Below are 25,600 nucleotides of genomic sequence, written 5' to 3' on the forward strand. Positions count from 1 at the left end.
CGGCGTTCGGGGCGTTCTGTACGTTCGCGGTTCTCGCGGCGTGTGCGGGTGGCAGGCCGGTCTTCGCGTTCGGAGCGCTCCGAGCGTGCCGCGCGGTCCGGCCGCTGTCGGCGTTCCCTGCGTTCCTTGCCCTCGCCACGGTCCCCGACCTGGTTGCCTTCCTTGGTGTCCCTGTCCTCCGGGCGCTCCTCGGACTCCCGGCCGGCCCGGCCTTCCGCGAGCACCCGACCCTCCACGACAGGGTGTGGCGCCTCCAAAGGTTCCTCGGCCCTGCCGGGCAGCGAGCTTTCGCGCCGCAGCGCCTCGATCTCCTCGCGCAGGCGCCGGTTCTCCGCCGCGAGAGAGCGTTCCGAGCCGTCCTGCGAGGCGCGGGACGACAGCGAGGGGTCGTGCTCCCACCAGTCGATGCCCATCTCCTTCGCCTTGTCCACGGACGCGACGAGCAGGCGCAGTTTGACGGTCAGCAGCTCGATGTCGAGAAGGTTGATCCGGATGTCGCCGGCGATCACGATGCCCTTGTCGAGGACCCGTTCCAGGATGTCGGCGAGATTCGTCGAGGACGAGCCCTGGGCGTACGCCGGCGCTGCCCGGGAGGGGTAGGAGCCGGTGTTGGCGAGTGGTTCGGTCACGATCGGAACCTCACGTTTCGCGGTGCGTGCGGTGCACGGCGTGGTCCCGGCCAGGAGCCCGGCCGGGACCGGGGGCCAAAAGCCCGACCGAGGGCACGGCCGGCCGTCACCGCCCGATGTCTGCCCGGTACGCCATGATCTCTTCGAGGCGGTCCAGCAGCTCGTCCTCCCTCCGGTCGAACGTCTCCTCGTCGATCTCCCCCGAAGTGAGTTGGGCCTCCAGCTCGGCCAGCGCGCGATGCACGGGCGCCGGGTCGTAGTACTCCTCCTCCGCCGCCTCCCGCACCCGGTCGACGACCCACACGACCCCCCGCACCGGCGCCAGCGGCAGAGTGGCGATCTGGGTGAACAGACCCATGGCGCATCAACCCTTCAGACGAAGCTGTACGGAGGGAGCGGTCCGTTGAGCCGGAACGCGTATCCCTCGCCCAACTGGTTGGTGACACTGAGCTGGGTGGTGAGGAACAACTCCTCCTGGTCCTCGGCCACCAGGAACGACACGTTGAGGAAGTCCTCACCCGCCGGCTGTGCGGTGCTCACCTCGCGGCTGTGCGGACGCAGTGCCTCGATGACGCCGGAGGCCAGTGCCTCCTGCCGCGCCTGGATCTCCCCGGCCACCAACTCGCCCAGCCGTACCGGCAGATCGGGCGTCGCGTCGCCACCGCGGATCCGTTCGTTGAGCTCCCGTGCCGTCTGCGACTCGAGCAGGATCTCGCGGAGGATCGTCTCCTCGTCCTGCGACGCCTTCAGGTTGTACTCGGCGCAGCCCCGGACCGCCTCGATGCGCTGTGCGTATTTCGCCGATCCCTGCTCGAGCGCGTCCCGCACCGCTTCGTCGTCGGGTGCCGTCAGCCCGAAGCGCAGGGGCAGCACCGTGCCGTCGGCCATCAGGCGTTCCTGGACGGCCTGGTGCGCCATGACGTCGCGGCGCTTGGGACGCAGACCGTCCGGCGCGTCGCTGACGACGGCGCACAGCGACCCGGCGACCACCTTTCGCAGGTCGGCCGGCGGCTCTCCGACTCCCTCGACGCCGTCGAGACGGACCGGATGATCCTCGGCGGTGATCGAGTAGACGTACACGGCCATGGTCGCTCCTCACTGCGGGTCCCGCCCGCCTTACCGTTCCCGCCGGGAGGCCCGCCGGGAGGGCCTGCGCTCTTCCACGGGTTCCCGTTCCTCGACGTCCGCCCCCTCCTCGAGCTCGGCGCGGTCGTCGGCCTGCCGCTTCTTGCCGCCGCCCGTGAGTGAATCGGCCACGGCCTCCATCGCGCCACCGAGCGCCCCCTTCGACTTCCCCTTCGCTCCACTCTCGAGCGTGTCGCCGACGACGTCGGTCAGCTGGGCGGGCGCCTTTCTGCCGGACTCGAGATCCAGGCGGTTGCAGGCCTCGGCGAAGCGCAGGTACGTGTCGACGCTGGCCACGACGACACGGGCGTCGATCTTCAGGATCTCGATGCCGACCAGGGACACGCGCACGAAGACGTCGATGACCAGTCCGCGGTCGAGAATGAGGTCGAGGACGTCGTACAGGGTTCCGGAGCCAGCACCGCCTCCCCTGGCGACGCCGTCTCCGCCTTGCGGTACCACCGTCATGGTGTCTCCCTTCGTCGCAAGGCCCGCGGCGGGTCTTCGAAGGTCGTTCAGTTCGGTCGGTCGATCTGACCGCGGGTGTAGCGCCGGGTGCGCCGGTACTCCACCAGGTCGCCCTCCTCGTCGAGCGTCACTCGGTAGCTGGCCAGCACGCTCGTGGTGTCGGGGATCCGTTCCACCTCCAGCACCTCCACGTCGGCCTCCCAGCCGTCCTCGGTGTGTCTGAGCGCCGATACCGACTCGGGCGGGCGGCCGAGCAGCTCCGCGAGCTGGTCCGCCGCGGAGCGCATCACGCTCGCCGCCTTGATCTTGGGACGCCGTCCGGCGGGATCTGAGGAAGTCATCGCCCCTTCCCATCACGGCAGGACCGTTCGTCATGCAGAAACGTACAATTTCAGCATATAGGCATACTCGGGGTTCGCTGTGGAACTCGTGGACCAACCGGCTCTCCCGGCCCCAACAGACCCCTACCGGCATGGACGTTGAGAGGCACGAGCAGGGGAAGAGCAGCCGGGCACGGACTGTCAAAGGGAGCAGCTCATGAAGGACACCAGCAAAATGGCTCTCGCGGCCGCCGTGGCAGGTGGCTACGTCCTGGGCCGTACGAAAAAGGGCCGCATGGCCCTCGCGGTGGGGACGTACCTCGCCGGACGGCGCACTGGCCTCGATCCGCAGAAACTGCTGGCCCAGGGCATGAAGCAGCTCAAGGACGCCCCACAGCTCGCGGGCCTGGGTGACCAGGTGCGGGGCGAGCTGATGGACGCCGGGCGCAAGGCGCTGGCGGCGACCGCCGACCGCAAGATGGCCGGGCTGGCCGACGCGCTTCACGAGCGCACGCTGCGACTGGAAGGCCGTGACGAGGCGGACGAGAAGGACGAGACGGAGGCGGAGGGCGAGGCCGGCGAGCCCGAGGAGGACCAGAAGGAGCAGGGTCCGGAGAAGGGCCAGGAGGGAGCGAGGGAGGAGCTCCGGTCCCGCCGTGCCGCTGCCGGAAAAGCGGCGCAGAAGGCCACCGCCGGGACCGGCGCCGCGAAGAGGGCCACTGCCGGGACCGGCACCGCGAAGAGGGCCACCGCCAGGGCCGCCGCGAAGAAGGCCGCCACGACCGGGAGGGCGTCCGCGACGAAAGCTCACTCTGGCACGGACGCGAGGTCCGGGTCCGGGACACGGCGGAGGTAGACCATGACCAGCACGGATCAGCGACCCACAGGTCAGGACGGCTCCGGCCTGGACCAACTGCGCGAGGAGCTCACCGGCTACGTCGGCGCCCGCGCGGGACGGCTGGCCGATTCGGCCGGTGACAAGGTGACAGGCCTCTCGGACAAGCTTCTCAACGTCGCCGAGAACGGTGGCGGGCTCCCCGTCGGCGGAATGATGAAGGCTCTGATCAGCGCCAAGCTCAAGAGCACCAAGGACAATGTCGTGGGCAAGCTGAAGGAAAAATTCGGAGGCGGCGGAGGCGGGCGCAAGTCCGGCGACACCAAGGTCATGAACATCGTCGAGACCCTCGACGTGGGCGTGCCCGTCCGCACCGCGTACGACCACTGGACCCAGTACGAGGCGTTCAGCGGTTTCACCAAAGGCGTGCGCAACGTCTCCAAGAAGGACGAGGTCAGCTCCGACTGGAAGGTCAAGGTGGGGCCGTCCACCCGCGGCTGGTCGGCGACGGTCCAGGAGCAGATACCGGACGACCGGATCGTGTGGACGTCCGAGGGCGCCAAGGGGAGCACTCGCGGATGCGTGAGCTTCCACGAGCTGGCCCCTTCCCTGACCCGCATCGTGCTCGTCGTGGAGTACTACCCCTCGGGGTTCTTCGAGAAGACGGGCAACCTGTGGCGGGCCCAAGGACGCCGCCTGCGGCTCGACTTCAAGCACTTCCAACGCCATGTGACCCTCACGGAGGAAGAGGCCGAGGGCTGGCGCGGCGAGGTGCGTGACGGTGAGGTCGTCGTCAGCCACGAAGAGGCACTGGAGCGCGAAGAGGCGGAGGGCGAGCGCGACGAGGACGAGGAACGCGAGGACCAGGACTACGACTACGAGGACGAAGCCGAGGACCGCGGCGAAACCGAGGAGGGGGACGAGGAAGAGGGCGACGAGTACGAAGACGAGGAGGGCGGCCCCCGGCGCGACGAGGACGACGGCGAGTCCGAGGACGAGGACGAGGCGTACGAGGACCGGGAGGACGACGAAGAGGACGACGAAGAGGACGACGAGGACTACGAGGAGAAGGATCGGGCACGGTCAGGAGCAAGGGCCGGACAGCGCCGCTGAGCCGGCCCCAGGCCCTACCCTGCCTGGCATGGGCATCAGCACCGGCAGGGGCGGGGACCCCGCCGAGGGCGGCGCCGCGCACGCAGGGCGGCGCCGTTTCCTCGGCGGACTTGGCGCGCTGGCCGCCGGCGGTGCGCTCGCGGCATGCTCGCCGGCGGAGGAGCCGGCACCGCGGGACCGATCCCGGGTGGCCACCACCGCCTCGGCCCGGCCCCGCAAGGCCCGCCCCTTGTTCATCGGCACGTACACCTCCGCGGAAGGGGGCGGCTCAGGGATCGCGACGGCCACGTACGACGAGACGAGCGGCAAGATCAGCGGGACCGGAGTCGTCGAAGGCGTCGGCGATCCCTCGTATCTCGCCGTCCACCCCTCCGGCCGCACCCTGTACGCGGTGAACGAACGCGATCCCGGCGCCGTGACCGCCGTACGGCTCGACGAGGGTGGCGCCCGGCAGGTGATCGGCAGCCGCTCCACCGGCGGGCCGGGGCCCTGTCAACTGTCCGTGCACCCGTCCGGACGGTGGCTGCTCAGCGCCGACTACGGCTCCGGCAGCGTCGCCGTCCATCCGCTCGCCGCCTCCGGCGCGCCGGGTCGGCGCACGGACCTGGTCACCCACGCCGATCCGCCGCCAGGCCCCGGTCAACAAGGGCCGCACGCACACCAGATCGTCACCAGCCCCGACGGCGGGCACGTGCTCGCCGTCGATCTGGGGACCGACACCGTCTACACCTACCGCCTCGACACCCGGGCGGGCACGCTCACCGAGGTGTCGCGGTCGACGCTGCGGCCCGGCGCGGGCCCACGGCACCTCACCTTCCACCCCTCGGGCCGGTACGCCTACGTGGCGAACGAGCTCGACAACACCGTCGTGGTCTGCGCCTACGACCCGCGGACCGGCAGGCTCCGGGCGGGTGCGCCGCAGCCCACCGGCACCGGCTCCGGCATCAACTTCCCCGCCCAGTTCGCGGTGACAGGCGACGGCGGGTACGCGTACCTCGCCAACAGGGGGCACAACAGCCTGACCCGGTACGCCGTCGAGGCCGGCGGATCGCGCCTGCGCCTGCTCGACACCGTGCCCGTCGGAGGCGACTTCCCCCGGCACATCGCCCTCTCGCCGACCGGCGGGCTGCTGTTCGCGGCGAACCAGCGCTCGAGCACGGTGACGGTCTTTCATGTCGACCGGCGCACGGGCGGACTCCGCCCGGCGGGGCCGGCGTTCAGGTCGCCGGTCGCGGTGTGCGTGCTGCCGCTCTGACGGGGTACGGGGTGGGCGCGGCCGAGCCGAGGGGCCGACCCCGCCGCGGGCGGCGGTGGGTGCTGCCGCCCGGCTCCATGTCACCGGGGCTGGAGCAGGTCCCACTTGTTGCCGTAGAGGTCCTCGAAGACGGCCACCGAGCCGTACGCCTCGTGCCGCGGCTCCTCGAGGAAGCGCACACCCGCCGCCGTCATCCGGGCGTGGTCACGGGCGAAGTCGTCGGTGTGCAGGAAGAAGCCCACCCGGCCGCCGGTCTGCGCCCCGACCCTCGCGCGCTGCTCGTCGTCGCCGGCGCGGGCCAGCAGGAGGCCGGTGCCGGTCCCGGAATCCGCCGGACGGACGACCACCCAGCGGCTGCCGTCCCCCCGGTCGGTGTCCTCGGCCAGGTGGAATCCCAGCGCGTCGGTGTAGAAAGCGATGGCCTCGTCGTAGTCGCGGACGACGAGCGTGATCAGGGCAATGTTCGGCATGCCTCAAGGTTATACGTATGACTGGCGGCAATGGGGGCATGCCCGCCCTGCCGCACCACCTCGTCGAGCGCGCCCGCTCCCTCGCCGCCCCGGGCGCCGGAGCTGCACGATTCGCCGAGCGCTGGGTCCACGACTCCGGCGAACCCGATGCAACGACTGATCGGTCACGGCCGTGACCGGGCCGATCTCGTCGTACCGATGAAGTGATCGAAAGGGGGAGTCCCGCAGTTCACCAGGGCTCGGTACGCTCGAATCAGTGACAGGCGAGCGGAGGGCGGTTGACGTGGGGTTGTTCCGGCGAGGGCCGAAGCGTGACGGACGCGATGCGCCCCGGGACCCCGAGTTCTCCTTCTTCTCCGCCGACGAGGGGGCGAGGTTCCGCGCCCAGGTCCGCGAGGCGTTCGCCGAGCAGGGCCTCGAGGTGACCGTCTACGCCGACATGGTCTCCGACAGCGCCGGCCGGCAGTTCGGCCTCGGCAACCTCGCCGCCGTGTGCCACAACGACGAACGCGGACCCCGCGTGTGGCCCGAACTGATTCACCAGCACGTCGGCATGGTGCTGCGCACCATGGACGCGCCGTCCGCGCTGGAGACCCTGCCCGCCGAACAGATCCGCGCCCAGCTCTACCCCCGTGTCGTCGGCGCCGAGGGACTCGACCCGCGGAGCTTCGCGTACGCCCGCACCGTCGCCCCCGGCCTGTACGAGATCCTCGCGCTCGACCTCCCCGAGAGCGTCATGATGCTCACCGACGAGGCGCTCGAACCCCTCGGTGACCTGCCCTATCTGCGCGACCAGGCGCTGTACAACCTCCGCGGACTGCCCGTCGAGGCGCACGAGACCGTCAAGGACTCCGAGGGCATGCGCTTCGAGGTCGTGCTCGGCGACTCCTTCTACACGGCGAGCCGGGTCCTGACCCTGGAGACGCTGGTACGGCAGGTCACCGGGGAGGAGCTCACCGCGGACGGCGCCCTGGTGGCCATGCCCTTCCGGCACCAGCTCGCCTTCCACGCCATCCACGACACCGGCCTGCTCCCCGCCCTCAACGCGATGGCCGCCTTCGCCGCCACGGGGTACGAGGACACGCCCGGCGCCATCAGCCCCTACGTCTACTGGTGGCACGGCGGCACGCTCACCCAGCTGAGCGACCGCGACGAGGACGGCGAGGGCCTGCAGATCATGATCGGCGAGGAATTCCAGGAACTGCTCGAGCGGCTCGTCGCCAAGGAGGAACGGCCCCCCGGCGACGAGAACTGAGCCGGGCCGGCCACGCCGGCGACCGGGTCACTCATGTCGGTGATTCCAGGGGCGCCCGCGCGGGTCACAGGCGTGTCGTCCGGCAAGGTTGGCGGATGCGCACTCCCCCGATCCTGGCCCCCCTCGCTCTTCTCCTGCTCGGTGTGACCGGCTGTGTGGCCGTGCCGACGGCCCCACGGCCCGCACCGGCGCCGAGCCTGGCCCCGGCCGGCGACCGGTCGCCGACGCCCGTCGTGCCGGGCCGCGTCGCCCAGCCGCCGACGCGCGAGGCACTGGCATCGAGCGGTCCGGACGACGGCTCGAAGGACATGAGGAAGGAGCGGGGCGGCCCGAAGGCTCAGGGGGAGGGCAGGAAGGCGGCGGAGGAGCACGTCCGGCAGGTGCGGCCGCGGCGCCCCGCCGCGGGCCCGGCGGGGGCCGTCCCCGTGCGGCCCGAGCGCCTCGCCGCCGTACCCGAGCGGCGAAAGCAGCTCCCCGCGTCCCGTCCCCAGCTGCCGCGGCCCCGCACGAGCTACGACATGGGCAGCCTGTGCGAGACCTCCGACGGGGTGACGCACGCCGACGTCACCGACCTGTGCCGCGGCTCGTACGGCTCCGGCCGGCGCTGACGCTGCCGCACGGACCGGACCCTGCCGGCCCGGCACGGTCGAGCGCGACGGCCTTCAGGAGTCGGCGAGTACCGCACAGCTCTGCGGCGGCAGGTGCAGCACCCCGTCCCCCTCCGCCGGGACGACGTCGCCCCACGCCGCCGCGATCCGGCCGCCGCCGCCCAGCGGGATCGCGGCGCTCTCCTTGGCGAGATTGACCGCCACCCGCAGATCGCCCCGCCGGTACGCCAGCCAGCGTGCCTGCTCGTCGAAGGCCACCTTCACCGCCGCCAGGTCCGGGTCCGACAGGTCCGGCAGCGCGCGGCGCATGGCGATCAGCTCGCGGTACCACTCCAGGAGCCGGGAGTGCGGCTCCCGCTCCCGCTCCGACCGGTCCAGGCACGAACGCTCCCGGGTGGCCGGGTCCTGCGGGTCCGGCACCTGCTCGGCCGACCAGCCGTGCGCCGCGAACTCCCTCCGCCTGCCCCCTCGTACGGCCTCCGCCAACTCCGGGTCGGTGTGGTCGGTGAAGTACTGCCAGGGCGTCGAGGCGCCCCACTCCTCGCCCATGAACAGCATGGGTGTGTACGGTCCCGTCAGCACCAGTACCGCCGCGCATGCCAGCAGACCGGGGGAGAGGGTGGCGGAAAGGCGGTCGCCGAGAGCCCTGTTGCCGATCTGGTCGTGCGTCTGCGCGTACCCGAGGAAACGGTGCGCGGGCGTGTTGACCACGTCGACCGGGCGCCCGTGGGTCCGGCCGCGGAAGGCCGAGTACGTGCCGTCGTGGAAGAAGCCCCGGGTCAGTGTCTTCGCCAGCGCGGCCATCGGCGCACGGGCGAAGTCCGCGTAGTAGCCCTGCGACTCGCCCGTCAGAGCGGTGTGCAGGGCGTGGTGGAAGTCGTCGTTCCACTGGGCGTGCAGCCCGATGCCGCCCTGCGTGCGCGGCGTCGTCGTCCGCGGGTCGCACCGGTCCGACTCGGCGATCAGGAACAGCGGGCGGCCGAGGTCCTCTGCGAGCCCGTCGACGGCGGCCGACAGCTCCTCGAGGAACGTCAGCGCCCGGTCGTCGGCCAGCGCGTGCACCGCGTCCAGCCGCAGCCCGTCGAGACGGTAGTCGCGCAGCCAGGCCAGGGTGCTGCCCAGCAGATAGGCGCGCACCTCGTCCGAGCCGGGCGCGTCCAGATTGACCGCGGAACCCCACGGAGTGTGGTGGGTGTCGGTGAAGTACGGTCCGAACGCGGGCAGATGATTGCCGGACGGGCCCAGGTGGTTGTGCACCACGTCGAGGACCACGCCGAGACCGTGCCCGTGCGCGGCGTCGACGAAGCGCTTGAGCGCCTCCGGCCCGCCGTAGGGCTCGTGGACCGCCCAGGGCGACACGCCGTCGTAACCCCAGCCGTGGACACCGGGGAAGGAGCACAGCGGCATCAGTTCCACATGCGTGACGCCCAGCTCGGCAAGCTCGCCCAGCTTGTCCGCGGCGGCGTCGAGCGTCCCCTCGGTGGTGTAGGTGCCGATGTGCAGCTCGTACAGGACCGCGCCCTCCAGTCCGCGCCCCGGCCAGTCCCGCCGCCAGCCGTACCGGTCCTGGTCGAAGACCGCGCTGGTGCCGTCCGGGCCGTCGGGCTGGCGGCGGGAGCGGGGGTCCGGCCGTACGGGGCCCCCGTCCAGCGAGAAGCCGTACCGCGCCCCGTCCTCCGCGGGCGCCTCCGCGACCCACCATCCGTCCCGCCCCTGCGCGCGCTCCATCGGGTGCTCCGCACCCTCCAGCCACAGAGTGACCCGCTCCTCGGCGTTCGGCGCCCACACCTCGAACAGCAGCACTGGCGTCCCCTCGTCGTCGATGCCCACCGACCCATGTTCCGTCCCCACATCCTGGCAAGACCAAGGTCTTCAGGCGGTGTGCTTGGGCCATTAAGGTCACGAACCATGTCGATGCCGCAGGAACCGATGGAGCCGATGCCCGCCTTTCCGCCCGGCTTCCTGTGGGGAGCCTCGGCGTCCGCCTTCCAGACCGAAGGCGCGGCCGACGCCGACGGCAAGGGACCGTCGGGCTGGGACGCCTTCGCCGCCCGGGGCCGTATCAAGGACGGTTCCGACGCCGCCCGCGGCACCGGCTTCCACGAGCGCTACCGCGAGGACGTGGCCCTGCTCGCCGGACTGGGAGCGGACGCGTTCCGCTTCTCGGTGAGCTGGCCGCGGGTCGTGCCCGGCGGCAGGGGTCCGGTCAACGCGCGGGGCCTCGACTTCTACGACCGGCTCGTCGACGAACTCTGCGCCCACGGCATCACCCCGGCGCCCACCCTCTACCACTGGGACACCCCGCTACCGCTCGAGGAGGCCGGCGGCTGGCTCCGGCGGGACACGGCCCTGCGGTTCGCCGACTACGCCTCCGCCGTCGCGCAGCGGCTCGCCGACCGTGTCCCCTTGTGGATGACGCTGAACGAACCGGCCGAGGTCACTCTCCTCGGTTACGCGCTCGGCGAGCACGCCCCCGGGAAGCAACTGCTCTTCGACGCGCTGCCGGCCGCCCACCACCAACTGCTCGCCCACGGCCTTGCCGTGACGGCGCTGCGGGCCGCCGGAGCGCGGAGCGTCGGCCTCGCCGTCTCCCACTCGCCGGTGTGGACGGCGGGGGACAGCGAGGAGGACCGATTCGCCGCCGAGCTGTACGACACGATCACCAACCGGCTGTTCGCCGACCCGGTCCTCACCGGCGCCTATCCCGACGAGAACTTCGCGTCACTGATGCCCGGTCCGGTCGCCGACGATCTCACCGTCATCGCCCAGCCGCTCGACTTCTACGGTGTGAACTACTACCACCCGATGCTCGTCGGCGCCCCCGCCGACGACGCTCCGGGCGGCTTCGCGGGAGTGGGTCTGCCCGCCGGACTTCCCTTCGGGCTGCGGGACATCGACTGCGAGGAACACACCGACTTCGGCTGGCCCGTCGTCCCTGACGGACTGCGGGAGCTGCTCGGGTCACTCGGCGGACGCTACGGCGACCGGCTGCCGCCCGTGATCATCACGGAGAACGGCTGCTCCTACGACGGCCTCGACGACCGGCGCCGCATCGCCTTCCTCGACGCCCACCTGCGCTCCCTGCACCGGGCCATGGGCGAGGGGGCCGATGTCCGCGGCTACTTCACCTGGTCGCTCACCGACAACATCGAGTGGGTCGAGGGTGCGTCCCGGCGCTTCGGTCTCGTCCACATCGACTACGAGACGCTGCGGCGCACGCCGAAGACGTCCTACCACTGGTACCGGGACATGATCGCCGCGCAGAAGGGCGATGCGGACCACTGACCGTCCCCGCAGGGGCGCCCGCGACGCGGACACCCCCGCGGCGCGTGGTCAGTTCCGGGGCACGGGCACGAAGTGCACCCGTTCCTGGACGACCGGATGGCCGGCCTTGGTGAAGTTCGCGGCCATCGGGAAGTTCCCCTGGTCGGTGGCGCCGGCGATGAACTCGGCGCCCTGTTCCGCGAGGAAGTGCGTGCACTCCGCCAGCAGGTCGTACGCGTATCCGTGGCCGCGGTGCTCCGGTACCACCCCGATGAAGCCGACGCACGGCCCCGAGGGGTTGCGTGCGGGGATGTGGATGCCCACCAGGTCCCCGTCCGGGGTGTGGGCGAGCTGCCACCATTCACGGGGCGACGGGCACCAGTCGAAGAAGTCCAGCTCCTCCTGCGCGGCCTTGCCGAGGCCGCCTTCCGCGACCGCCCGCAGCGCGTGGGCGTCCAGCGTCACGGAGTGGATGCGGCGCAGCGCGTCGAAGAACACGGCGTCGTCCGGCTCCGGGCGGAACACCAGCCGCCCGGGCCGCTCCGGCAGCCCGCAGCCGGGCGTCCACCGGTACTGGTACCGCTCGACCAGCACCTCCATGCCGGCGGCCTTCGCCGCCCTCATCCGGGCCTCACCGGCCGCGCGGACGGCTGCGTCGGCGCGCCAGCCGGCGGGAAGGATCAGTTCGTACTCGACCTGGAAGGGGGAGGTGCGCAGCAGTTCGGCGCCCGCCTCCTCCTCGCCCTCCGCGATGTCGAACCAGTTGACGTTGACGGGTGACGTGTCGTCGGGGCCGCCCCACCAGGCGGCCCTGGCGACCACCTTGCCTTCGCGCAGCGCCACCCGCTTCCAGTCGGGGCGGTGCGTCGCACGGGAGAGGGCCCGGCCCACGCCGAGCGGGTCGGGGAGGGTGTCGAAGAGGTGTGCGTCGCTCTCATTGAGCGCGCGGATGACCATGTCGGTCATGAGGATGTCCTCCGGAAGAGATACTCGTGCGCTCCCGGTCAGACTGCGGACGCCGGGCGGACGGGGCGGGAGCGCGGGAACGGTGTGGTGTACACGGCACTCGCCTCCTTCCGTCGTCTGTGGCGTGATCGTCACAATAGAGAGCCGGCCGCCGGCCCGTCCAGCTCTTTCCGGCACGCGCCGGCAGCGGAACCGGCCGCCACTGTGCCGGAATTGATACTTCCGCGCAGGTCAGGGCGGGCTCTGAAACCGCTTCGTCTGGACACCTCGGGGCCTTCGGGCCGACAATCTGGAACGTGACGTCCTCCTTCGAGTCCAACACGTACCCCGCGCGGCTCTCCGATGCCGAGCGTGAGCGTGTCCTCGACGTGCTGAGAGAGGGCGCGGCCCAGGGCAGGCTGTCCCACGAGACGTTCGTGCAACGCATGGAACTGGCCTTCGCCGCTCGCCGCACCGAGGAACTGGACGCCCTTACCGCCGACCTGGTCGACAAGGGCCGCTGGTCGCGCCGGCTCTACCGCGCGGTCGGCAAGGTTTCCGCGTTCTCCGTCCGGCTGCGCCGGGCCTGGCAGGCGGAGAAGCTGCCGCCGCTGCTCCTGCCCGAGCCCGGCCCCTATCCGCTCCGGATCGGCCGCGACCCTGCCAACGGCCTGCGGCTCAGCCACGACACCGTCTCGCGCCTGCACGCGGAACTGAGCCACCAGGGCACCATGTGGGTCCTGCGCGACCTCGGCTCGACGAACGGCACCACGGTCAACGGCCGCCGGGTGACCGGCTCGATCGTCGTCAACGACGGGGACATGGTCGGCTTCGGCTGCGTCAGCTACCGCCTCACCGCCCGCTGACCCAACGACCCACCGGCCTCACTGCTGGTGCAGCCCGCGGTGAGCGGATCGAACGCGGCACCGCCGACCTCGCGGTGGGGCCCGCGCCACGGCACTGGCCGGGCCCGGCGTCCCGTTCGACGAGGAGGAGATCGTGCTCGTCGTCCCCTTCGGCGACGGCCTCGCGGGCCGCGCCTCAGTCCGACTCGAGGAACTGGCGGACCACCCATGGGTTCGCCGCGCGATGGGCCGGAGGCGGCGGGCATGCGGTTCCTCGACCGGGCATGGGGAAAAGCCGGCTTCCAGCCCCGGACGGCGGTGTGGACCCGGCACCCTCCTCCGCGGTACGGACGGCGGCGGTCGGGGTGGGAGTCGCGGCCGCGCCGGTGCACGTGGTGCGGCGCGGTGGGGGGCGGAGTGTGTGGTCCTCCCCGCGGACGCCGTGGCGGCGGGCACCGACGGTGTTCTCCCGGATGGAACCGACGGGTGCGGCCGCGGCGTTCTTCGACCTGCTGCCGGGCGGGCCCGCCGCGCAGGACGGAGCGCGCGTCGGACTGCTAGCGCACGCCGCCTTCCCGTACCAGCAGCGCCACCGGCCGGCGCGTGAACAGGTCGGACACACGGACCGGGCCCCCGGTGAACTGCCGCTCCGGGGACAGGACGTCCGCCCACCGGCCCGCCGGCAGCGCCAGTTCCGTGTCCCGCCAGCCGCCCTCGCGCTCCAGCCGCAGCGACAGGCGCGTCACCGCCGTGACCACCTCGCCCGAGCGGCAGAACGCCACACAGTGGTCCGCCGCCGGCCCCTTTGCCGTGAGCGGGGTGTACGTCCCCGCCGCGCCGAACACTTCGGGAGCGGAGCGGCGCAGCCGCAGGGCCGCCGTGGTGAGGGCCTCCTTCTCCGCGTCGAGCCCGTCAGGGGCCGGACCGCCGAACTTGACCGGGCGGCGGTTGTCCGGGTCGACCAGCGCCAGGAACTCACGCTCGGAGCCCTGGTAGACGTCCGGCACTCCCGGCATCGTCAGATGCAGCAGCGTCGCGCCGAGCACGTTCGCCCGCGCATAGGGGGCCAGCTCATGGACGAACCGGGCGACGGAGTGCTGCGCCTGTCCTGCCGGACCGGCGTCGACGAACGCGGAGACCGCCTTCTCGTACGCCGCGTCCGGCTCCGTCCAGCTGGTCCGGAGCCCCGCCTCCCGCACGGCCTTGAGGAGCGCCGTCTCCAGGCGGCCGGCGTCGGGCACGGTGAAGCCGACCGCCGTCTGCCACACCGTCCACGCCACCAGCGGGTCGGGCGCGCTGCCGCCGGGCAGGCCCTCCGCCTCCTCGGTGATCTGCGCGAGGAAGTCGGCCCAGCGCTCCGGGCATTCCGAAAGCACCGCGACGCGCGCCCGGACGTCCGCGCTCCGCTTGGTGTCGTGCGTGGTCAGTACGGTGCCGGTCGCGGGCCGGTCGCGGACCAGCCCCGCACAGTACGCGTGGAAGGCGTCGGGAGCGACCGCCGGATCGCCGGGGTCACCGCCGACCTCGTTCGCGCAGAGCAGCGGCCCGTAGCGGTAGAACGCCTTGTCCTCGACGGACTTCGCCCGCAGCGCCGACGCGGTCTGGGCGAAGCGCGTGCGGAACGCCTCATGGACCGGCCCCGAGCCGAGACGTCCGAGGGCCAGGTCCCTGACCACGTCCACGGCCGCCGCCTCCTCCGGCACGGTGAACGTCTCCCTCGCGCCGGCCGCGGCCTCCTCCGTCAGCGCCGCCTCGTCCCCGACGCCGTACGGGCGGTAGACGGGAACGCGGACGAGCAGCTCCCGGACGGCCTTCCGCAGCGCCCAAGGGGCGTGATCGCGCCGCCGGGGCCCGGCGGCGCACACCAGCCCTGCGAGGCGGACGAGTATCGCCGTCTCCGCCGCCAGCTCATGGGTCACGACCTCGTACGCGGCATGCCGCTGCGTCGCCTTCCAGCGGCCGCCGAGCTCCTTGGGCGCCTCGGTGAACTGCTGGTGGTCCGCGGCGAGTTCGGCCGCCCCGACCGGATCGGTGAACACGCCGTCGATCTGCCGCAGGGCGTCGTACCCGGTCGTCCCGGCGACGGCCCAGCCGGCCGGCAGCGGTTCGTCGCCGGTGAGGATCTTCTCCACGACGATCCAGCAGTCGCCGCCGGTCGCCTCGTCGAGCCGCCGCAGATATCCCTCCGGGTCAGCGACGCCGTCCGGGTGGTCGACCCGCAGGCCGTCGACCACACCGTCCCGCACCAGCTCCACGATCTTGGCGTGCGTCGCGTCGAACACCCGCGGGTCCTCGACGCGGACGCCTATCAGCTCGGAGACGGTGAAGAACCGCCGGTAGTTGAGCTCGGTGCGGGCCAGCCGCCACCAGCAGAGGCGGTACCACTGGGCGTCGAGCAGTTCCGCCGGCGGCAGGTGGCCGGTCGTCCCGCGCAGCGGGAAGCGCTGCTCGCCGTAGTGCAGGACGTCGCCTTCGACGTGCATCTTGTCCATCTCGTCGCCGACGCGCCCCGCGAGCACCGGGAGCAGGATCTTCCCGTCACCCGCCTCCCAGTCGATGTCGAACCAGCGCGCGAACGGCGACCTCGGCCCCTCGCGCAGCACCTCCCAGAGTGCCGGGTTGTGGCGCGGCACCGCGGCCATGTGGTTGGGGACGATGTCGAGGACGATTCCGAGGCCGTGTTCCCTCGCCGTACGGGCCAGCGCCCGCAGGCCCGCCTCGCCGCCGAGCTCCTCGCGGATCCGGCTGTGGTCGACCACGTCGTAGCCGTGCGTCGAACCGGGCACCGCCTCCAGCACCGGCGACAGATGCAGATGGGAGACGCCGAGCGCGGCTATGTGCGGCACGGCAGCGGCGGCGGCCGAGAACGGGAAACCGGGTTGGAGCTGGAGCCGGTACGTGGCGGTGGGCGTCATGCGAACATACGTACCCGGCCGGAGGGGTTCCTGCGCCCGGCCCCGGGGGTGATGTCGGCCGTTCGGGTGAACTGCGGACCTGTGCGGGCGTGCCGTCGGGTCGGCACGCGCGCGGCGTGCTCGGCGACGCGGGCGGGTGTGCCGGCGGCGGCGCGGGTGTGTCGTGCCCGCCCGCCGCCGTAACCCTGCCTAGGCGGGCCGTCGCAGCACCGTCATGCTCCGGCCGACCAGCCGCAGCTCGTCGCCCGCCTGCACCATCGGGCCGTTGCCGGGTGGGATCCCCACCTTGCTCGCCGTGTCGACCACCACCTGCCACTCCTCGCCGTGGCTCACGGGCACCGTGAAGTCCAGCTCCTCCGCGCTCGCGTTGAACATCAGCAGGAACGAGTCGTCCGAGATCCGCTCGCCGCGCGGCCCCGGCTCGGAGATCGCGTGGCCGTTGAGGAAGACGGACAGCGCCTTGGCGTGCGCTGCCTGCCAGTCCCTGGCGACCATCTCGTCGCCCTGCGGGGTGAACCAGGCGATGTCGGTCAGCTCGTCGTGCGTCCCCTCCACCGGCCGGCCGTGGAAGAACCGGCGCCGCCGGAAGACGGGGTGGTCGCGCCGCAGCCACACCATCGTCTTGGTGAAGGCCAGGAGCGACCCCTCCTCGTCCTCGCCCGGCTCCGGCCAGTGGACCCAGGCGATCTCGTTGTCCTGGCAGTAGGCGTTGTTGTTGCCGCCCTGGGTGCGCCCGAACTCGTCGCCGTGGCTGAGCATCGGCACGCCCTGCGACAGCATCAGCGTCGCGATGAAGTTGCGCATCTGCCGCTCGCGCAGCTCCAGCACGCCCTCGTCGTCGGTCTCGCCCTCCGCGCCGCAGTTCCACGACCGGTTGTGGCTCTCGCCGTCGCGGTTGTTCTCGCCGTTGGCCTCGTTGTGCTTGTCGTTGTAGGAGACCAGGTCGTGCAGGGTGAAGCCGTCGTGGCAGGTGGTGAAGTTGATCGAGGCCAGCGGGCGCCGGCCGTCGTCCTGGTACAGGTCGGAGGAGCCGGTCAGCCGCGACGCGAACTCGGCGAGCGTCCGCGGCTCGCCCCGCCACAGGTCGCGTACGCAGTCGCGGTACTTGCCGTTCCACTCGGTCCACAGCGGGGGGAAGTTCCCGACCTGGTAGCCGCCCTCGCCCACGTCCCACGGCTCCGCGATCAGCTTCACCTGGCTGACCACCGGGTCCTGCTGGACCAGGTCGAAGAACGACGACAGCCGGTCCACCTCGTGGAACTGGCGGGCGAGCGTCGCGGCGAGGTCGAAGCGGAACCCGTCGACGTGCATCTCGGTCACCCAGTAGCGCAGGGAGTCCATGATCAGCTGGAGCACGTGGGGACTGCGCATCAGCAGGGAGTTCCCGGTGCCCGTGGTGTCCATGTAGTAGCGGCGGTCCTCCATGAGCCGGTAGTACGACTCGTTGTCCAGGCCGCGGAAGGAGAGGGTGGGGCCGAGGTGGTTGCCTTCCGCGGTGTGGTTGTAGACCACGTCGAGGATGACTTCGATGCCCGCCTGGTGCAGGGCCCGCACGGCCTGCTTGAACTCGAGGACCTGCTCGCCGCGGTCGCCCCAGGAGGCGTAGGAGTTGTGGGGGGCGAAGAAGCCGATGGTGTTGTAGCCCCAGTAGTTGTTCAGGCCTGCGTCGACCAGCCGGTGGTCGTTGACGAACTGGTGTACCGGCATCAACTCGAGCGCGGTGACGCCCAGTTCCGTCAGATGCGAGATGACGGCGGGGTGAGCGAGTCCGGCGTAGGTGCCGCGGAGCTCGGGCGGCAGCTCGGGGTGGAGCATGGTCAGGCCCTTCACATGGGCCTCGTAGATCACCGTCCGGTGGTAGTCGGTGCGCGGCAGCCGGTCGTCACCCCAGTCGAAGTACGGGTTGACCACCACCGACGTCATGGTGTGCGGTGCGGAGTCGAGGTCGTTGCGCGAGTCGGGCCGGCCGAAGTGATAGCCGTAGACCGACTCGTTCCACTCGATGGAGCCACTGATCGCACGCGCGTACGGATCGAGCAGTAGTTTCGCGGAGTTGCAGCGCTGCCCGCGCGCCGGCTCGTACGGGCCATGGACCCGGAAGCCGTAGCGCTGGCCGGGCATGATGCCCGGAAGATACGCGTGCCGCACAAAGGCATCGGTCTCCCGCAGCTCGACGGCCGTCTCCGAACCGTCGTCGTGCAGCAGACACAGCTCGATCCGGTGTGCGGCCTCCGAGTGCACCGCGAAGTTCGTGCCGGCGCCGTCGTACGTCGCGCCGAGGGGATACGCCTGTCCCGGCCAGACCTGCATAGATTCGACTCTTCCATTTCTGATCCGGGTAATGGGAGCTACTCGGACAAGATCCTCCCGCAAAGTGGGGCAAGCTCCTAGGACTTCGTACCCTCCTACCGGGTGACCGCTCGGAACAAGGAGCGAAAAGAGCCGGGAGATGAGCCGATCGGGGGCCCCGCCGGGGCCCGGGCGGTGCGGGAATACACTCCGGCCCATGAAGACCGCGACTGCTGCCGTTGTCCAGGACCTCGCGCCGAGCGGCGTGCTGCGGGCCTCCATCAACCTGGGGAATCCGGTACTGGCCCGGGGCACGCCCGACGAGCCGGCAGGAGTCACCGTCGACATCGCACGCGAGATCGGGGCCCGGCTCGGCGTACCGGTGGACCTGCTCTGCTTCGACGCGGCCCGGAAGTCGTACCGGGCGATGGCCGAGGGACACGCCGATCTCTGCTTCCTGGCCGTCGACCCCGCCCGTGAGGCCGAGGTCGCCTTCACGGCACCGTATGTACTCATCGAAGGTGTGTTTGCGGTTCCCGGCGACTCCGAGCTCACCACGGCCGCCGACGTCGGCCGGCCCGGCGTGCGGATCGGGGTGAAGGAGGGATCCGCCTACGACCTCTTCCTCTCCCGCACCCTCCGGCACGCGAGCGTCGTCCGCGGCAAGGACGGGATCGATGAGTTCCGTGCCCAGGGTCTGGAGGCCGCCGCCGGCATCAGGCAGCCCATGGCCGAATTCGTCGCCGCCCACCCCGGATTCCGGCTGGTCGAAGGCAGGTTCATGGAGATCGGGCAGGCGGTCGGCACCACCAGGAACCGCCGGCCGGAGACCGTCGGCCACCTCCGGGACATCGTCGAGGAGTTGAAGGCCGGTGGCTTCGTCGCCGAGGCACTGCGGCGCGCCGGCCAGCCCGACGACCTGGTCGCTCCGCCCGGATAGACACGGGTCTGTGAGGGGCCGGTGAACGTCAACGCTATGAATCCCCTCACTCCGGGAAGTCGGCTTCGCAAGGAACCAGGCGCATTGTTACGTGAGTTGGGGAATCCGCCGACGGATCCGGCTGCACCGGCTCCGGCGGCCGGAGTAGGCTTCCTTGATCGTTCAAGGGGGCAGGGAAGGCGGTGCGTGGGTGAGCTCGGGAGGGCTGGAGCTACCCCCCGGTGACACGGGTCACGAGGGGGGAGACTCCGCCGAGGTCCCGCCAGGAGCGGTCTCGCTCGCGCGGCCGATGGAGATCGGGGCGGAACTGGACTGGGGCGCGGACGCCTGGAGTGAGGTACGCACACGTGCCCAGCGGGCCGGGCGCGCCTACATCTGGCTGAATCTGGTGGAACAGCGGCTGCGGGCGGTGGTCGCCGCCGTGTTGCGTCCGATCTACGAGCCGGTGCACGGCGACGACTGGGTCGTCGCCGCGGCCGGCCCGGCCGGTCAGGAATGGGTGCAGCGGGCCGTCGCGGTCCGGGAGGTCTCCCGCCGCAAGGGCTATCTGCTGGACCCGGCGGACGACAACGTGCTGTCCTTCCTCACGCTGCCGCAGTTGCGCGAGCTGATGGTCCAGCACTGGCCCTGCTTCGAGCCGTACTTCGACGACCGGCGTGATGTCGAGCTGGCGCTCGACGAACTCGAGGTCGCAAGGAACGTCGTCTCCCGTAACCGCGCGCTCAACGAGGCCGTGCTCGCACAGGCCGAGCGCGCCTCGTCCCGGCTGCTGGAGATACTCGGCAACGGCGCCGGGGTCCCCTCCGCCGAGCGGCTCCGCGTCGACGCGGTCGAGGACCTGGTCGGCGACCGGTACGCGGACGTCGTCTCCGTCCATCCCGACCGCGTCAGGCTCCAGCGCCAGCTGCCCGCGGAGGACCTCTTCGGCGGCGCGCGCCGCCTCGACGCGATCGGCATAGGACTGAACCTGCTGGTCCAGAACTTCTCCGGCCGAAGGCTCGTCCGGCTGGCCGAGTCGGGCTGCCGGGTCCGGCTGCTCTTCCTGAACCCGGCGAGCAGCGCCGTCAAGCGCCGTGAGCGCGAACTCGGCCTGAAGAAGGGCGAGCTGAGCCGCACGGTGGAGATGAACATCCTCCACATGCGGCGCGTCCGGTCCCGGCTGCGGGACCCGGGCGCATTCGAGATCCAGGTCTTCGACGAGACCCCCCGCTTCACCGCCTACCTCGTCGACGGCGACGGGCCGGACGGCCTCGCCGTCGTCCAGTCCTACCTCCGCCGGGCCCGCGGCATGGAGGCCCCCGTGCTGGTGCTGCGGGGCGGCGGGCGTTCGGTCGTCCGTGCCGAACAGGACACCGAGACCGGGCTTTTCCAGACATATCGAGAGGAGTTCGAGTCGGTCTGGGCCGATTCGCGCCCGGTGTCCTGAGTGCCCGGGTCCGAACCGGCTGTCAGTGGCCCGTGCGAGAGTGGTCGTCAACTGGGGGAAGCACCACCGCACCACACAGAAGGGGGCACCCATGTCCTGGCACCGCGAGCTGCTCGTCGGCTTCGATCTGGAGACGACGGGGACCGATCCGCTCGACGCACGCATCGTCACCGCTGCCGTCGTCGAGCTGCGGGCCGGCGAGCCGGTGCGGAGCCACGGCTGGATGGCCGACCCGGGGATAAGCATTCCGGCGCAGGCGTCCGCGATCCACGGCATCAGCAACGAGCGGGCCTCCGCGGAGGGCCGGCCCGCGCACGAGGTGGTCGAGGAGATCGCCGGCACGCTGGCCGCCCACTGGCGGCAGGGCGTCCCGGTCGTCGCGTACAACGCCGCCTTCGATCTGACGCTGCTGGCGGCCGAGCTGCGGCGGCACGGCCTGCCCTCGCTCCGCGAGCGGCTGGACGGCCGCCCGATCGGCCCCGTCATCGACCCGTACACGATCGACCGTGCGGTCGACCGCTACCGCAAGGGCAAGCGCACCCTCGAAGCCGTCTGCGTCGAATACGGCGTGGTGCTCGGCAGCGCGCACCACGCCGACGCCGATGCCCGCGCCGCGGTCCTGGTGGCCTGCGCGATAGCCGAGCGGCACGCCGCGGTGGCCTCCCTCACCGTCGCGGAGCTGCACGAACGACAGGTCGACTGGTACGCGGAGTGGGCGGTCGGCTTCCAGAGCTTCCTGCGCCGCAAGGGCACCGCCGACGCGGTGATCGACACCTCCTGGCCGATGCGGGAGCCGGCGCCGGTCGTCGGCTAGAAGGGGTACCAGCGCACCTCGGGGTCGTCGTCGCGCAGGGAGGCCACCCGGCGGCGGAATTCGGCCAGTGCCTTGGGGTTGGCCGGGGTGTGCTGGGCGACCCAGGCGCAGCTGGCAGTCTCGCGGGCGCCGCGCAGGACGGCGCAGCCCTCCCACTCCCGCACGTCCCAGCCGTAGGCGCCGGTGAACGCGTCGTAAGCCTCGGCGGGCAGGCCGTAGCGGTCGCGGGACAGGGCCATGACCACCAGGTCGTGCTCGCGCAGGTCCGACGAGACGGTCTCCAGGTCGACCAGGACCGGACCGTCCGGGCCCACGAGGACGTTGCGGGGGAGCGCGTCACCGTGGATCGGGCCCGGTGCGAGGCGCGGGGTGAGGGCGTCCGCGGCGGCTTCGAACCCGTCGCGGCGCTCCCGCAGATACGCGGCGTCGGCCGGATCGATCGCGTCGCCGGCCAGCCGCAGCCAGCGTTCGACACCGCCGAGCAGCTCCCGGCGGGGCAGCCCGAAGGACGGGGCGGGGAGCGCGTGGAAGAGGCGCAGCAGTGCCGCGAGGTCGGCCGGTCCCGCCGGCCGTACGGCGTCGGGCAACCGGTGCCACACCGTCACCGGGTGGCCGTCGACCAGCCGCGCCACGGATTCGGCGGCGCGTACCGCCGGCACCCCGGCGCTCTCCAACCAGCCGGCGACGGCGAGTTCCCGCTCGGCCCGCGGCAGCGTCTCGGCGTCGCGGCCGACCTTCACCACCGCCCGGTCCGCCGCGAACACGGCGTTCTCGCCGAGCGCCAGCAAGGCCGCGTCCGCCGGGAAGCCGGCTGCCGTCAGCACCTCGCGTGCCCGTGTCTCGTCCATCGTCCTCTCCCAGCACCGTCGTGATTCCGACAAAGTCTCGCATCCGTGCAGGTCGCCTTGACGAACCGACGGCCCGTCAGCACGATGACGAGGGCCGCCGGGGCGGCCGGACAATCCATGACCAGCCGCCCGAAGGAGTCGAATACGTGATATCGGCGACCGCAACGGCGCGGTCCGGGAGGAAGGCGGCGCGGAGCACCGGGAGAGCGGTGGACCACGGGGCCTGGTTCCTCGTCCTGCCCGCGCTGATCCCCATCCTGGTGCTGAGCGTGGGACCGCTGCTCTACGGCATCTCGCTGGCCTTCACCGACGCCCAGGCCGGGCGCACCGAACCCACCGAGTGGATCGGCACGCTCAACTTCCAGGATCTCCTCCACGACACACTCTTCTGGGAGTCGTTCAGGATCGGTCTGCTGTGGGCGGTCGGGGTGACCCTCCCGCAGTTCCTGCTCGCGCTCGGCCTCGCCCTGCTGCTCGACCAGCGGCTGCGGCTGCGCTGGCTCGCCCGGGCGCTGGCGATCGTCCCGTGGGCGATGCCCGAGGTCGTCGTCGGCATCATGTGGCGGCTCGTCTACAACCCCGACGCGGGCATCCTCAACGAGACCCTGCGGGACCTGGGCCTGGGCGGTGGGCACGACTGGCTCACCGGCCTCGCCACCGCCCTGCCGGCGGTGATCGTCGTCGGGATCTGGGCCGGCATGCCGCAGACCACCGTCGCGCTGCTCGCCGGACTGCAGAACACCCCGCACGAACTGCACGAGGCGGCCGCCCTCGACGGCGCGGGTGCCTGGCGCCGGTTCCGCACCGTCACCTGGCCGGCGATCAGACCGGTCGCGCTCGCCGTCACCGCCCTGAACTTCATCTGGAACTTCAACGCCTTCGCGCTGGTGTACGTGCTCACGAGCGGCGGTCCGGGCGGCCGGACCCGGCTGCCGATGCTGTTCGCCTACGAACAGGCCTTCCGCTACGGCCAGTTCGGGTACGCGGCGGCGATGGGCTGCGTCATGGTCGCGCTCATCTCGGTGATGCTCGCCTTCTACCTGGTGGGACGGCTCAAGGGAGGTGAGGACGCATGACGGCTCTGCGTACCGGCAGGGCGGGGCGCGCCGGACAGTACGCCGCGCTCCTCGGCTATCTGGTCTTCCTCGCCTTCCCGTTCCTGTGGTTGATCTCCACGGCGTTCAAGCCGCCGCGCGAGCTGGGGTCGCTGCACCCCACGTGGATCCCGGTGAATCCGACGCTGGTGAACTTCCGGCAGGCCTTCGACGAACAGCCGCTGCTGCAGGCCGCCGGCAACAGTCTTGTCGCGGCCCTCGCCGCCGCGCTGATCGCCGTGGTGATCGCGACCCCCATGGCGTACACGATGGCCCGCCGCCGCGGCCGGCTCACGACGGCGGCGACAGGCTGGGTCGTGGTCAGCCAGGCCTTCCCGTTCGTCCTGGTGATCATTCCGCTGTTCCTGGTCCTGAAGAACATCCAGCTGATCAACACCCTGTCCGGCCTGATCATGGTGTACGTCGTCTGGTCGCTGCCGTTCGCGCTGTGGATGCTCGTCGGCTATGTACGGGCGGTGCCACGCGAGTTGGAGGAGGCGGCGGCGGTCGACGGCGCTGGCCGGCTCCGTACGCTGATGTCGGTCACCGCGCCGCTGCTGGCGCCTGGCATCGTCGCCACCGCACTGTTCGCGTTCATCACCGCCTGGAACGAGTTCTTCTTCGCGCTCGTCCTGCTCAAGACGCCGGAGAAGCAGACCCTGCCGGTCGTGCTGACCCACTTCCTCGGTGCGGAGGGCGTCGCCGACCTGGGGCCGCTCGCCGCGGCCGCGTTCCTCGCGACGATCCCCTCACTCGTCATCTTCGCGATCATCCAGAAGCGGATCACGGGCGGCATGCTGGCCGGGGCGGTGAAGAGCTGATGCGCACACGCAGCACACGGGGCCGACTGTTCGCGGCCGCCGCCGCGTTCGCCCTGCTGATGACGGGCTGTTCGGACGGCCCCGCCCGCGACGACGGCACGATCAGGCTCCGCTTCCAGTCGCTCGCCTGGCAGAAGGAGTCCGTCGACGCCAACAAGGAACTGGTGAAGGAGTGGAACGCCGCCCACCCCGACGTGCAGGTCGAGTACGTCCAGGGCAGTTGGGACAGCGTCCACGACCAGCTGCTCACCTCCTTCGAGGGCGGCGAGGCGCCCGACATCATCCATGACGCCTCCGACGACCTCGCCGACTTCGCCTACGGGGGCTATCTCGCGGACCTGACAGAGCTGCTTCCCGAGCGCCTGAGGACCGACATTCCGCGGCACAGCTGGGAGACGACGACCTTCGGCGACGGCGTGTACGGCGTCCCGTTCCTCCAGGAACCGCGGGTGCTGATCGCCAACACCGAGATTCTCGAATCGTCACGGGTCCGGGTCCCCACCGCCGACAAGCCGTGGAGCTGGGAGGAGTTCCGCCAGGTCACCAAGGACCTGACGGAGAAGATGGGCAAGGGGAAGTACGCCGTCGCGTGGCCGCTCAAGGAACCCGTGTCCGTCACGCTCAACCTGGGCCTTTCCGCGGGGGGCAGGCTGTTCCACCGGGGGCACGACGGCAAGGTCACCATCGACTTCAGGGACGGCGACGGCGTCGTGCCCGGCACGATCCACGATCAGGTCAACGTCGACAGAAGCGCCTCACGCAGCACGCTGGGCATGGGCGGGTCGGACACCCTGCCCGGCTTCTTCGGCGGCAAGTACGCCATGGTCCCGCTGGGCTTCTCGTACCGGCAGCAGATCGCCCAGCAGGCGCCGGAGGGCTTCCGGTGGACCGTACTGCCCGCGCCCGCGGGGCCGGGCGGGCCCGCCCAGGGGGTCAGCCCGCAGACGCTCTCCGTCGCGCAGGACAGCCCGCACAAGAAGGAAGCGGCGCAGTTCATCGACTTCATGCTGCGCCCGCAGAACATGGTCCGGTTGGCCAGGGGCGACTGGATGCTGCCGACGGGCGCACAGGCCCTTCGGGACCCGGCCCTGCACACCGAGAAGGACGGCTGGGCGACCGGCGCGGATCTGGCCCGGCATCTGCGGTCGGCCCCGGCCCAGTCGGTGCGCGGCTACCCGGAGTGGAAGGACAAGGTGGCGACGCCCGCGTACCAGGAGTACTACAGCGGTGCGATCGACGAGAAGGAGCTGAAGGAGCGGCTGGTGAAGGACGGGAACCTGGTGCTGGCCCGGTATCAGCGCTGAGGCCGGGGCCTCGTGCC

General features: G+C 71.4%; 24 protein-coding genes and 1 pseudogene. 14 read left to right on the forward strand and 11 right to left on the reverse strand.

Annotation, left to right across the window (positions count from 1 at the left end):
• Positions 1-292: 292 nt before the first annotated feature.
• The 5 genes and pseudogenes from MDN94_RS19385 to MDN94_RS19405 form a co-directional block, all read right to left on the reverse strand.
• Positions 293-629, reverse strand: a pseudogene (locus MDN94_RS19385) (gas vesicle protein); the annotation flags it as partial.
• Positions 630-735: 106 nt separating this feature from the next.
• Entirely contained in the window at positions 736-987 is a 252-nt protein-coding gene (locus tag MDN94_RS19390; protein ID WP_482727159.1) for a gas vesicle protein GvpG, read from the reverse strand.
• A gap of 14 nt (positions 988-1,001) precedes the next feature.
• Positions 1,002-1,715, reverse strand: coding sequence for a GvpL/GvpF family gas vesicle protein (locus MDN94_RS19395; RefSeq protein WP_482727160.1), 714 nt, complete (start codon positions 1,713-1,715; stop codon positions 1,002-1,004).
• Between the two features lie 30 nt (positions 1,716-1,745).
• Positions 1,746-2,222, reverse strand: a complete 477-nt coding sequence (gene gvpJ, locus MDN94_RS19400) for a gas vesicle protein GvpJ (RefSeq protein ID WP_482727161.1) — start codon at positions 2,220-2,222, stop codon at positions 1,746-1,748.
• Between the two features lie 47 nt (positions 2,223-2,269).
• Positions 2,270-2,563 (reverse strand): gas vesicle protein GvpO, encoded by a 294-nt coding sequence (locus tag MDN94_RS19405; protein ID WP_159685333.1) that lies wholly within the window; start codon positions 2,561-2,563, stop codon positions 2,270-2,272.
• Positions 2,564-2,759: 196 nt separating this feature from the next.
• Between MDN94_RS19405 and MDN94_RS19410 the strand changes: the two genes are divergently transcribed.
• The 3 genes from MDN94_RS19410 to MDN94_RS19420 are packed head-to-tail and all read left to right on the forward strand — an operon-like array spanning position 2,760 to position 5,745.
• Positions 2,760-3,398 (forward strand): histone protein, encoded by a 639-nt coding sequence (locus tag MDN94_RS19410; protein ID WP_482727162.1) that lies wholly within the window; start codon positions 2,760-2,762, stop codon positions 3,396-3,398.
• Between the two features lie 3 nt (positions 3,399-3,401).
• Entirely contained in the window at positions 3,402-4,490 is a 1,089-nt protein-coding gene (locus MDN94_RS19415; protein WP_482727163.1) for an SRPBCC family protein, read from the forward strand.
• 28 nt (positions 4,491-4,518) lie between these two features.
• Entirely contained in the window at positions 4,519-5,745 is a 1,227-nt protein-coding gene (locus tag MDN94_RS19420) for a lactonase family protein (RefSeq protein WP_482727164.1), read from the forward strand.
• An 80-nt stretch (positions 5,746-5,825) separates the two neighbouring features.
• Here the strand turns inward: MDN94_RS19420 and MDN94_RS19425 are convergent, their stop codons facing one another.
• A complete protein-coding gene (locus MDN94_RS19425) occupies positions 5,826-6,215 on the reverse strand; it encodes a VOC family protein (protein ID WP_482727165.1) in 390 nt (129 codons plus the stop codon).
• A 17-nt stretch (positions 6,216-6,232) separates the two neighbouring features.
• Between MDN94_RS19425 and MDN94_RS19430 the strand changes: the two genes are divergently transcribed.
• The 3 genes from MDN94_RS19430 to MDN94_RS19440 all read left to right on the forward strand — a co-directional run bounded on the left by MDN94_RS19430 (position 6,233) and on the right by MDN94_RS19440 (position 8,078).
• Entirely contained in the window at positions 6,233-6,391 is a 159-nt protein-coding gene (locus MDN94_RS19430) for a hypothetical protein (protein ID WP_482727166.1), read from the forward strand.
• Positions 6,392-6,498: 107 nt separating this feature from the next.
• Positions 6,499-7,470, forward strand: coding sequence for a hypothetical protein (locus MDN94_RS19435; RefSeq protein ID WP_482728180.1), 972 nt, complete (start codon positions 6,499-6,501; stop codon positions 7,468-7,470).
• Positions 7,471-7,565: 95 nt separating this feature from the next.
• The gene (locus tag MDN94_RS19440; protein WP_482727167.1) at positions 7,566-8,078 is read left to right on the forward strand and encodes a hypothetical protein; all 513 of its coding nucleotides are present in this window, start codon (positions 7,566-7,568) and stop codon (positions 8,076-8,078) included.
• A 54-nt stretch (positions 8,079-8,132) separates the two neighbouring features.
• Here the strand turns inward: MDN94_RS19440 and treZ are convergent, their stop codons facing one another.
• Positions 8,133-9,878 carry a malto-oligosyltrehalose trehalohydrolase gene (gene treZ / locus MDN94_RS19445; RefSeq protein ID WP_482728181.1) on the reverse strand — a complete coding sequence of 582 codons (1,746 nt, stop codon included), beginning with the start codon at positions 9,876-9,878 and terminating at the stop codon, positions 8,133-8,135.
• Positions 9,879-9,992: 114 nt separating this feature from the next.
• Here treZ and MDN94_RS19450 point away from each other — a divergent pair, with 114 nt between their 5' ends.
• Entirely contained in the window at positions 9,993-11,363 is a 1,371-nt protein-coding gene (locus MDN94_RS19450) for a GH1 family beta-glucosidase (RefSeq protein ID WP_482728182.1), read from the forward strand.
• Between the two features lie 48 nt (positions 11,364-11,411).
• On the opposite strand, the gene MDN94_RS19455 is transcribed toward MDN94_RS19450, so the two are convergent.
• Positions 11,412-12,308 carry a GNAT family N-acetyltransferase gene (locus MDN94_RS19455; RefSeq protein WP_482727168.1) on the reverse strand — a complete coding sequence of 299 codons (897 nt, stop codon included), beginning with the start codon at positions 12,306-12,308 and terminating at the stop codon, positions 11,412-11,414.
• Positions 12,309-12,604: 296 nt separating this feature from the next.
• Here MDN94_RS19455 and MDN94_RS19460 point away from each other — a divergent pair, with 296 nt between their 5' ends.
• The gene (locus MDN94_RS19460) at positions 12,605-13,153 is read left to right on the forward strand and encodes an FHA domain-containing protein (protein WP_482727169.1); all 549 of its coding nucleotides are present in this window, start codon (positions 12,605-12,607) and stop codon (positions 13,151-13,153) included.
• A gap of 536 nt (positions 13,154-13,689) precedes the next feature.
• Here MDN94_RS19460 and treY read toward each other — a convergent pair.
• Both treY and glgX read right to left on the reverse strand, forming a co-directional pair.
• The gene (gene treY, locus MDN94_RS19465; RefSeq protein ID WP_482727170.1) at positions 13,690-16,047 is read right to left on the reverse strand and encodes a malto-oligosyltrehalose synthase; all 2,358 of its coding nucleotides are present in this window, start codon (positions 16,045-16,047) and stop codon (positions 13,690-13,692) included.
• Positions 16,048-16,236: 189 nt separating this feature from the next.
• The gene (gene glgX, locus MDN94_RS19470) at positions 16,237-18,357 is read right to left on the reverse strand and encodes a glycogen debranching protein GlgX (RefSeq protein WP_482727171.1); all 2,121 of its coding nucleotides are present in this window, start codon (positions 18,355-18,357) and stop codon (positions 16,237-16,239) included.
• Between the two features lie 196 nt (positions 18,358-18,553).
• Between glgX and MDN94_RS19475 the strand changes: the two genes are divergently transcribed.
• The 3 genes from MDN94_RS19475 to MDN94_RS19485 all read left to right on the forward strand — a co-directional run bounded on the left by MDN94_RS19475 (position 18,554) and on the right by MDN94_RS19485 (position 21,516).
• Entirely contained in the window at positions 18,554-19,276 is a 723-nt protein-coding gene (locus MDN94_RS19475; protein ID WP_482727172.1) for a transporter substrate-binding domain-containing protein, read from the forward strand.
• A 190-nt stretch (positions 19,277-19,466) separates the two neighbouring features.
• Positions 19,467-20,702: an SAV2148 family HEPN domain-containing protein gene (locus MDN94_RS19480; RefSeq protein ID WP_482727173.1), complete on the forward strand. Its 1,236-nt coding sequence runs from the start codon at positions 19,467-19,469 to the stop codon at positions 20,700-20,702.
• A 91-nt stretch (positions 20,703-20,793) separates the two neighbouring features.
• The gene (locus tag MDN94_RS19485; RefSeq protein ID WP_482727174.1) at positions 20,794-21,516 is read left to right on the forward strand and encodes an exonuclease domain-containing protein; all 723 of its coding nucleotides are present in this window, start codon (positions 20,794-20,796) and stop codon (positions 21,514-21,516) included.
• Here MDN94_RS19485 and MDN94_RS19490 read toward each other — a convergent pair.
• A complete protein-coding gene (locus MDN94_RS19490; RefSeq protein ID WP_482727175.1) occupies positions 21,513-22,364 on the reverse strand; it encodes a phosphotransferase enzyme family protein in 852 nt (283 codons plus the stop codon). The two genes, MDN94_RS19485 and MDN94_RS19490, sit on opposite strands and share 4 nt — an antisense overlap.
• 146 nt (positions 22,365-22,510) lie before the next feature.
• On the opposite strand from MDN94_RS19490, the gene MDN94_RS19495 reads away from it, so the two are divergent.
• The 3 genes from MDN94_RS19495 to MDN94_RS19505 are packed head-to-tail and all read left to right on the forward strand — an operon-like array spanning position 22,511 to position 25,583.
• Entirely contained in the window at positions 22,511-23,440 is a 930-nt protein-coding gene (locus tag MDN94_RS19495) for a carbohydrate ABC transporter permease (protein WP_482727176.1), read from the forward strand.
• Between the two features lie 5 nt (positions 23,441-23,445).
• Positions 23,446-24,279 (forward strand): carbohydrate ABC transporter permease, encoded by an 834-nt coding sequence (locus MDN94_RS19500; RefSeq protein WP_482728183.1) that lies wholly within the window; start codon positions 23,446-23,448, stop codon positions 24,277-24,279.
• On the forward strand, positions 24,279-25,583 hold the full coding sequence (locus tag MDN94_RS19505; protein WP_482727177.1) for an ABC transporter substrate-binding protein: 1,305 nt from the start codon (positions 24,279-24,281) through the stop codon (positions 25,581-25,583). Before MDN94_RS19500 ends, MDN94_RS19505 begins: the two co-directional genes overlap by 1 nt.
• Positions 25,584-25,600: the final 17 nt, after the last annotated feature.

The organism is Streptomyces sp. WAC00040, from assembly GCF_056835925.1.

Excerpts from the sequence above, each read along its gene's own strand:
- MDN94_RS19415 (WP_482727163.1), top strand. The coding sequence starts at position 3,402 with ATGACCAGCACGGATCAGCGACCCACAGGTCAGGACGGCTCCGGCCTG.
- MDN94_RS19420 (WP_482727164.1), top strand. The coding sequence starts at position 4,519 with ATGGGCATCAGCACCGGCAGGGGCGGGGACCCCGCCGAGGGCGGCGCC.
- glgX (WP_482727171.1), bottom strand. The coding sequence starts at position 18,357 with ATGCAGGTCTGGCCGGGACAGGCGTATCCCCTCGGCGCGACGTACGAC.
- gvpJ (WP_482727161.1), bottom strand. The coding sequence starts at position 2,222 with ATGACGGTGGTACCGCAAGGCGGAGACGGCGTCGCCAGGGGAGGCGGT.
- MDN94_RS19475 (WP_482727172.1), top strand. The coding sequence starts at position 18,554 with ATGAAGACCGCGACTGCTGCCGTTGTCCAGGACCTCGCGCCGAGCGGC.
- MDN94_RS19505 (WP_482727177.1), top strand. The coding sequence starts at position 24,279 with ATGCGCACACGCAGCACACGGGGCCGACTGTTCGCGGCCGCCGCCGCG.
- MDN94_RS19485 (WP_482727174.1), top strand. The coding sequence starts at position 20,794 with ATGTCCTGGCACCGCGAGCTGCTCGTCGGCTTCGATCTGGAGACGACG.
- MDN94_RS19405 (WP_159685333.1), bottom strand. The coding sequence starts at position 2,563 with ATGACTTCCTCAGATCCCGCCGGACGGCGTCCCAAGATCAAGGCGGCG.
- MDN94_RS19390 (WP_482727159.1), bottom strand. The coding sequence starts at position 987 with ATGGGTCTGTTCACCCAGATCGCCACTCTGCCGCTGGCGCCGGTGCGG.
- MDN94_RS19395 (WP_482727160.1), bottom strand. The coding sequence starts at position 1,715 with ATGGCCGTGTACGTCTACTCGATCACCGCCGAGGATCATCCGGTCCGT.
- MDN94_RS19450 (WP_482728182.1), top strand. The coding sequence starts at position 9,993 with ATGCCGCAGGAACCGATGGAGCCGATGCCCGCCTTTCCGCCCGGCTTC.
- MDN94_RS19425 (WP_482727165.1), bottom strand. The coding sequence starts at position 6,215 with ATGCCGAACATTGCCCTGATCACGCTCGTCGTCCGCGACTACGACGAG.
- MDN94_RS19430 (WP_482727166.1), top strand. The coding sequence starts at position 6,233 with ATGACTGGCGGCAATGGGGGCATGCCCGCCCTGCCGCACCACCTCGTC.
- MDN94_RS19490 (WP_482727175.1), bottom strand. The coding sequence starts at position 22,364 with ATGGACGAGACACGGGCACGCGAGGTGCTGACGGCAGCCGGCTTCCCG.
- MDN94_RS19410 (WP_482727162.1), top strand. The coding sequence starts at position 2,760 with ATGAAGGACACCAGCAAAATGGCTCTCGCGGCCGCCGTGGCAGGTGGC.
- treY (WP_482727170.1), bottom strand. The coding sequence starts at position 16,047 with ATGACGCCCACCGCCACGTACCGGCTCCAGCTCCAACCCGGTTTCCCG.
- MDN94_RS19440 (WP_482727167.1), top strand. The coding sequence starts at position 7,566 with ATGCGCACTCCCCCGATCCTGGCCCCCCTCGCTCTTCTCCTGCTCGGT.
- MDN94_RS19455 (WP_482727168.1), bottom strand. The coding sequence starts at position 12,308 with ATGACCGACATGGTCATCCGCGCGCTCAATGAGAGCGACGCACACCTC.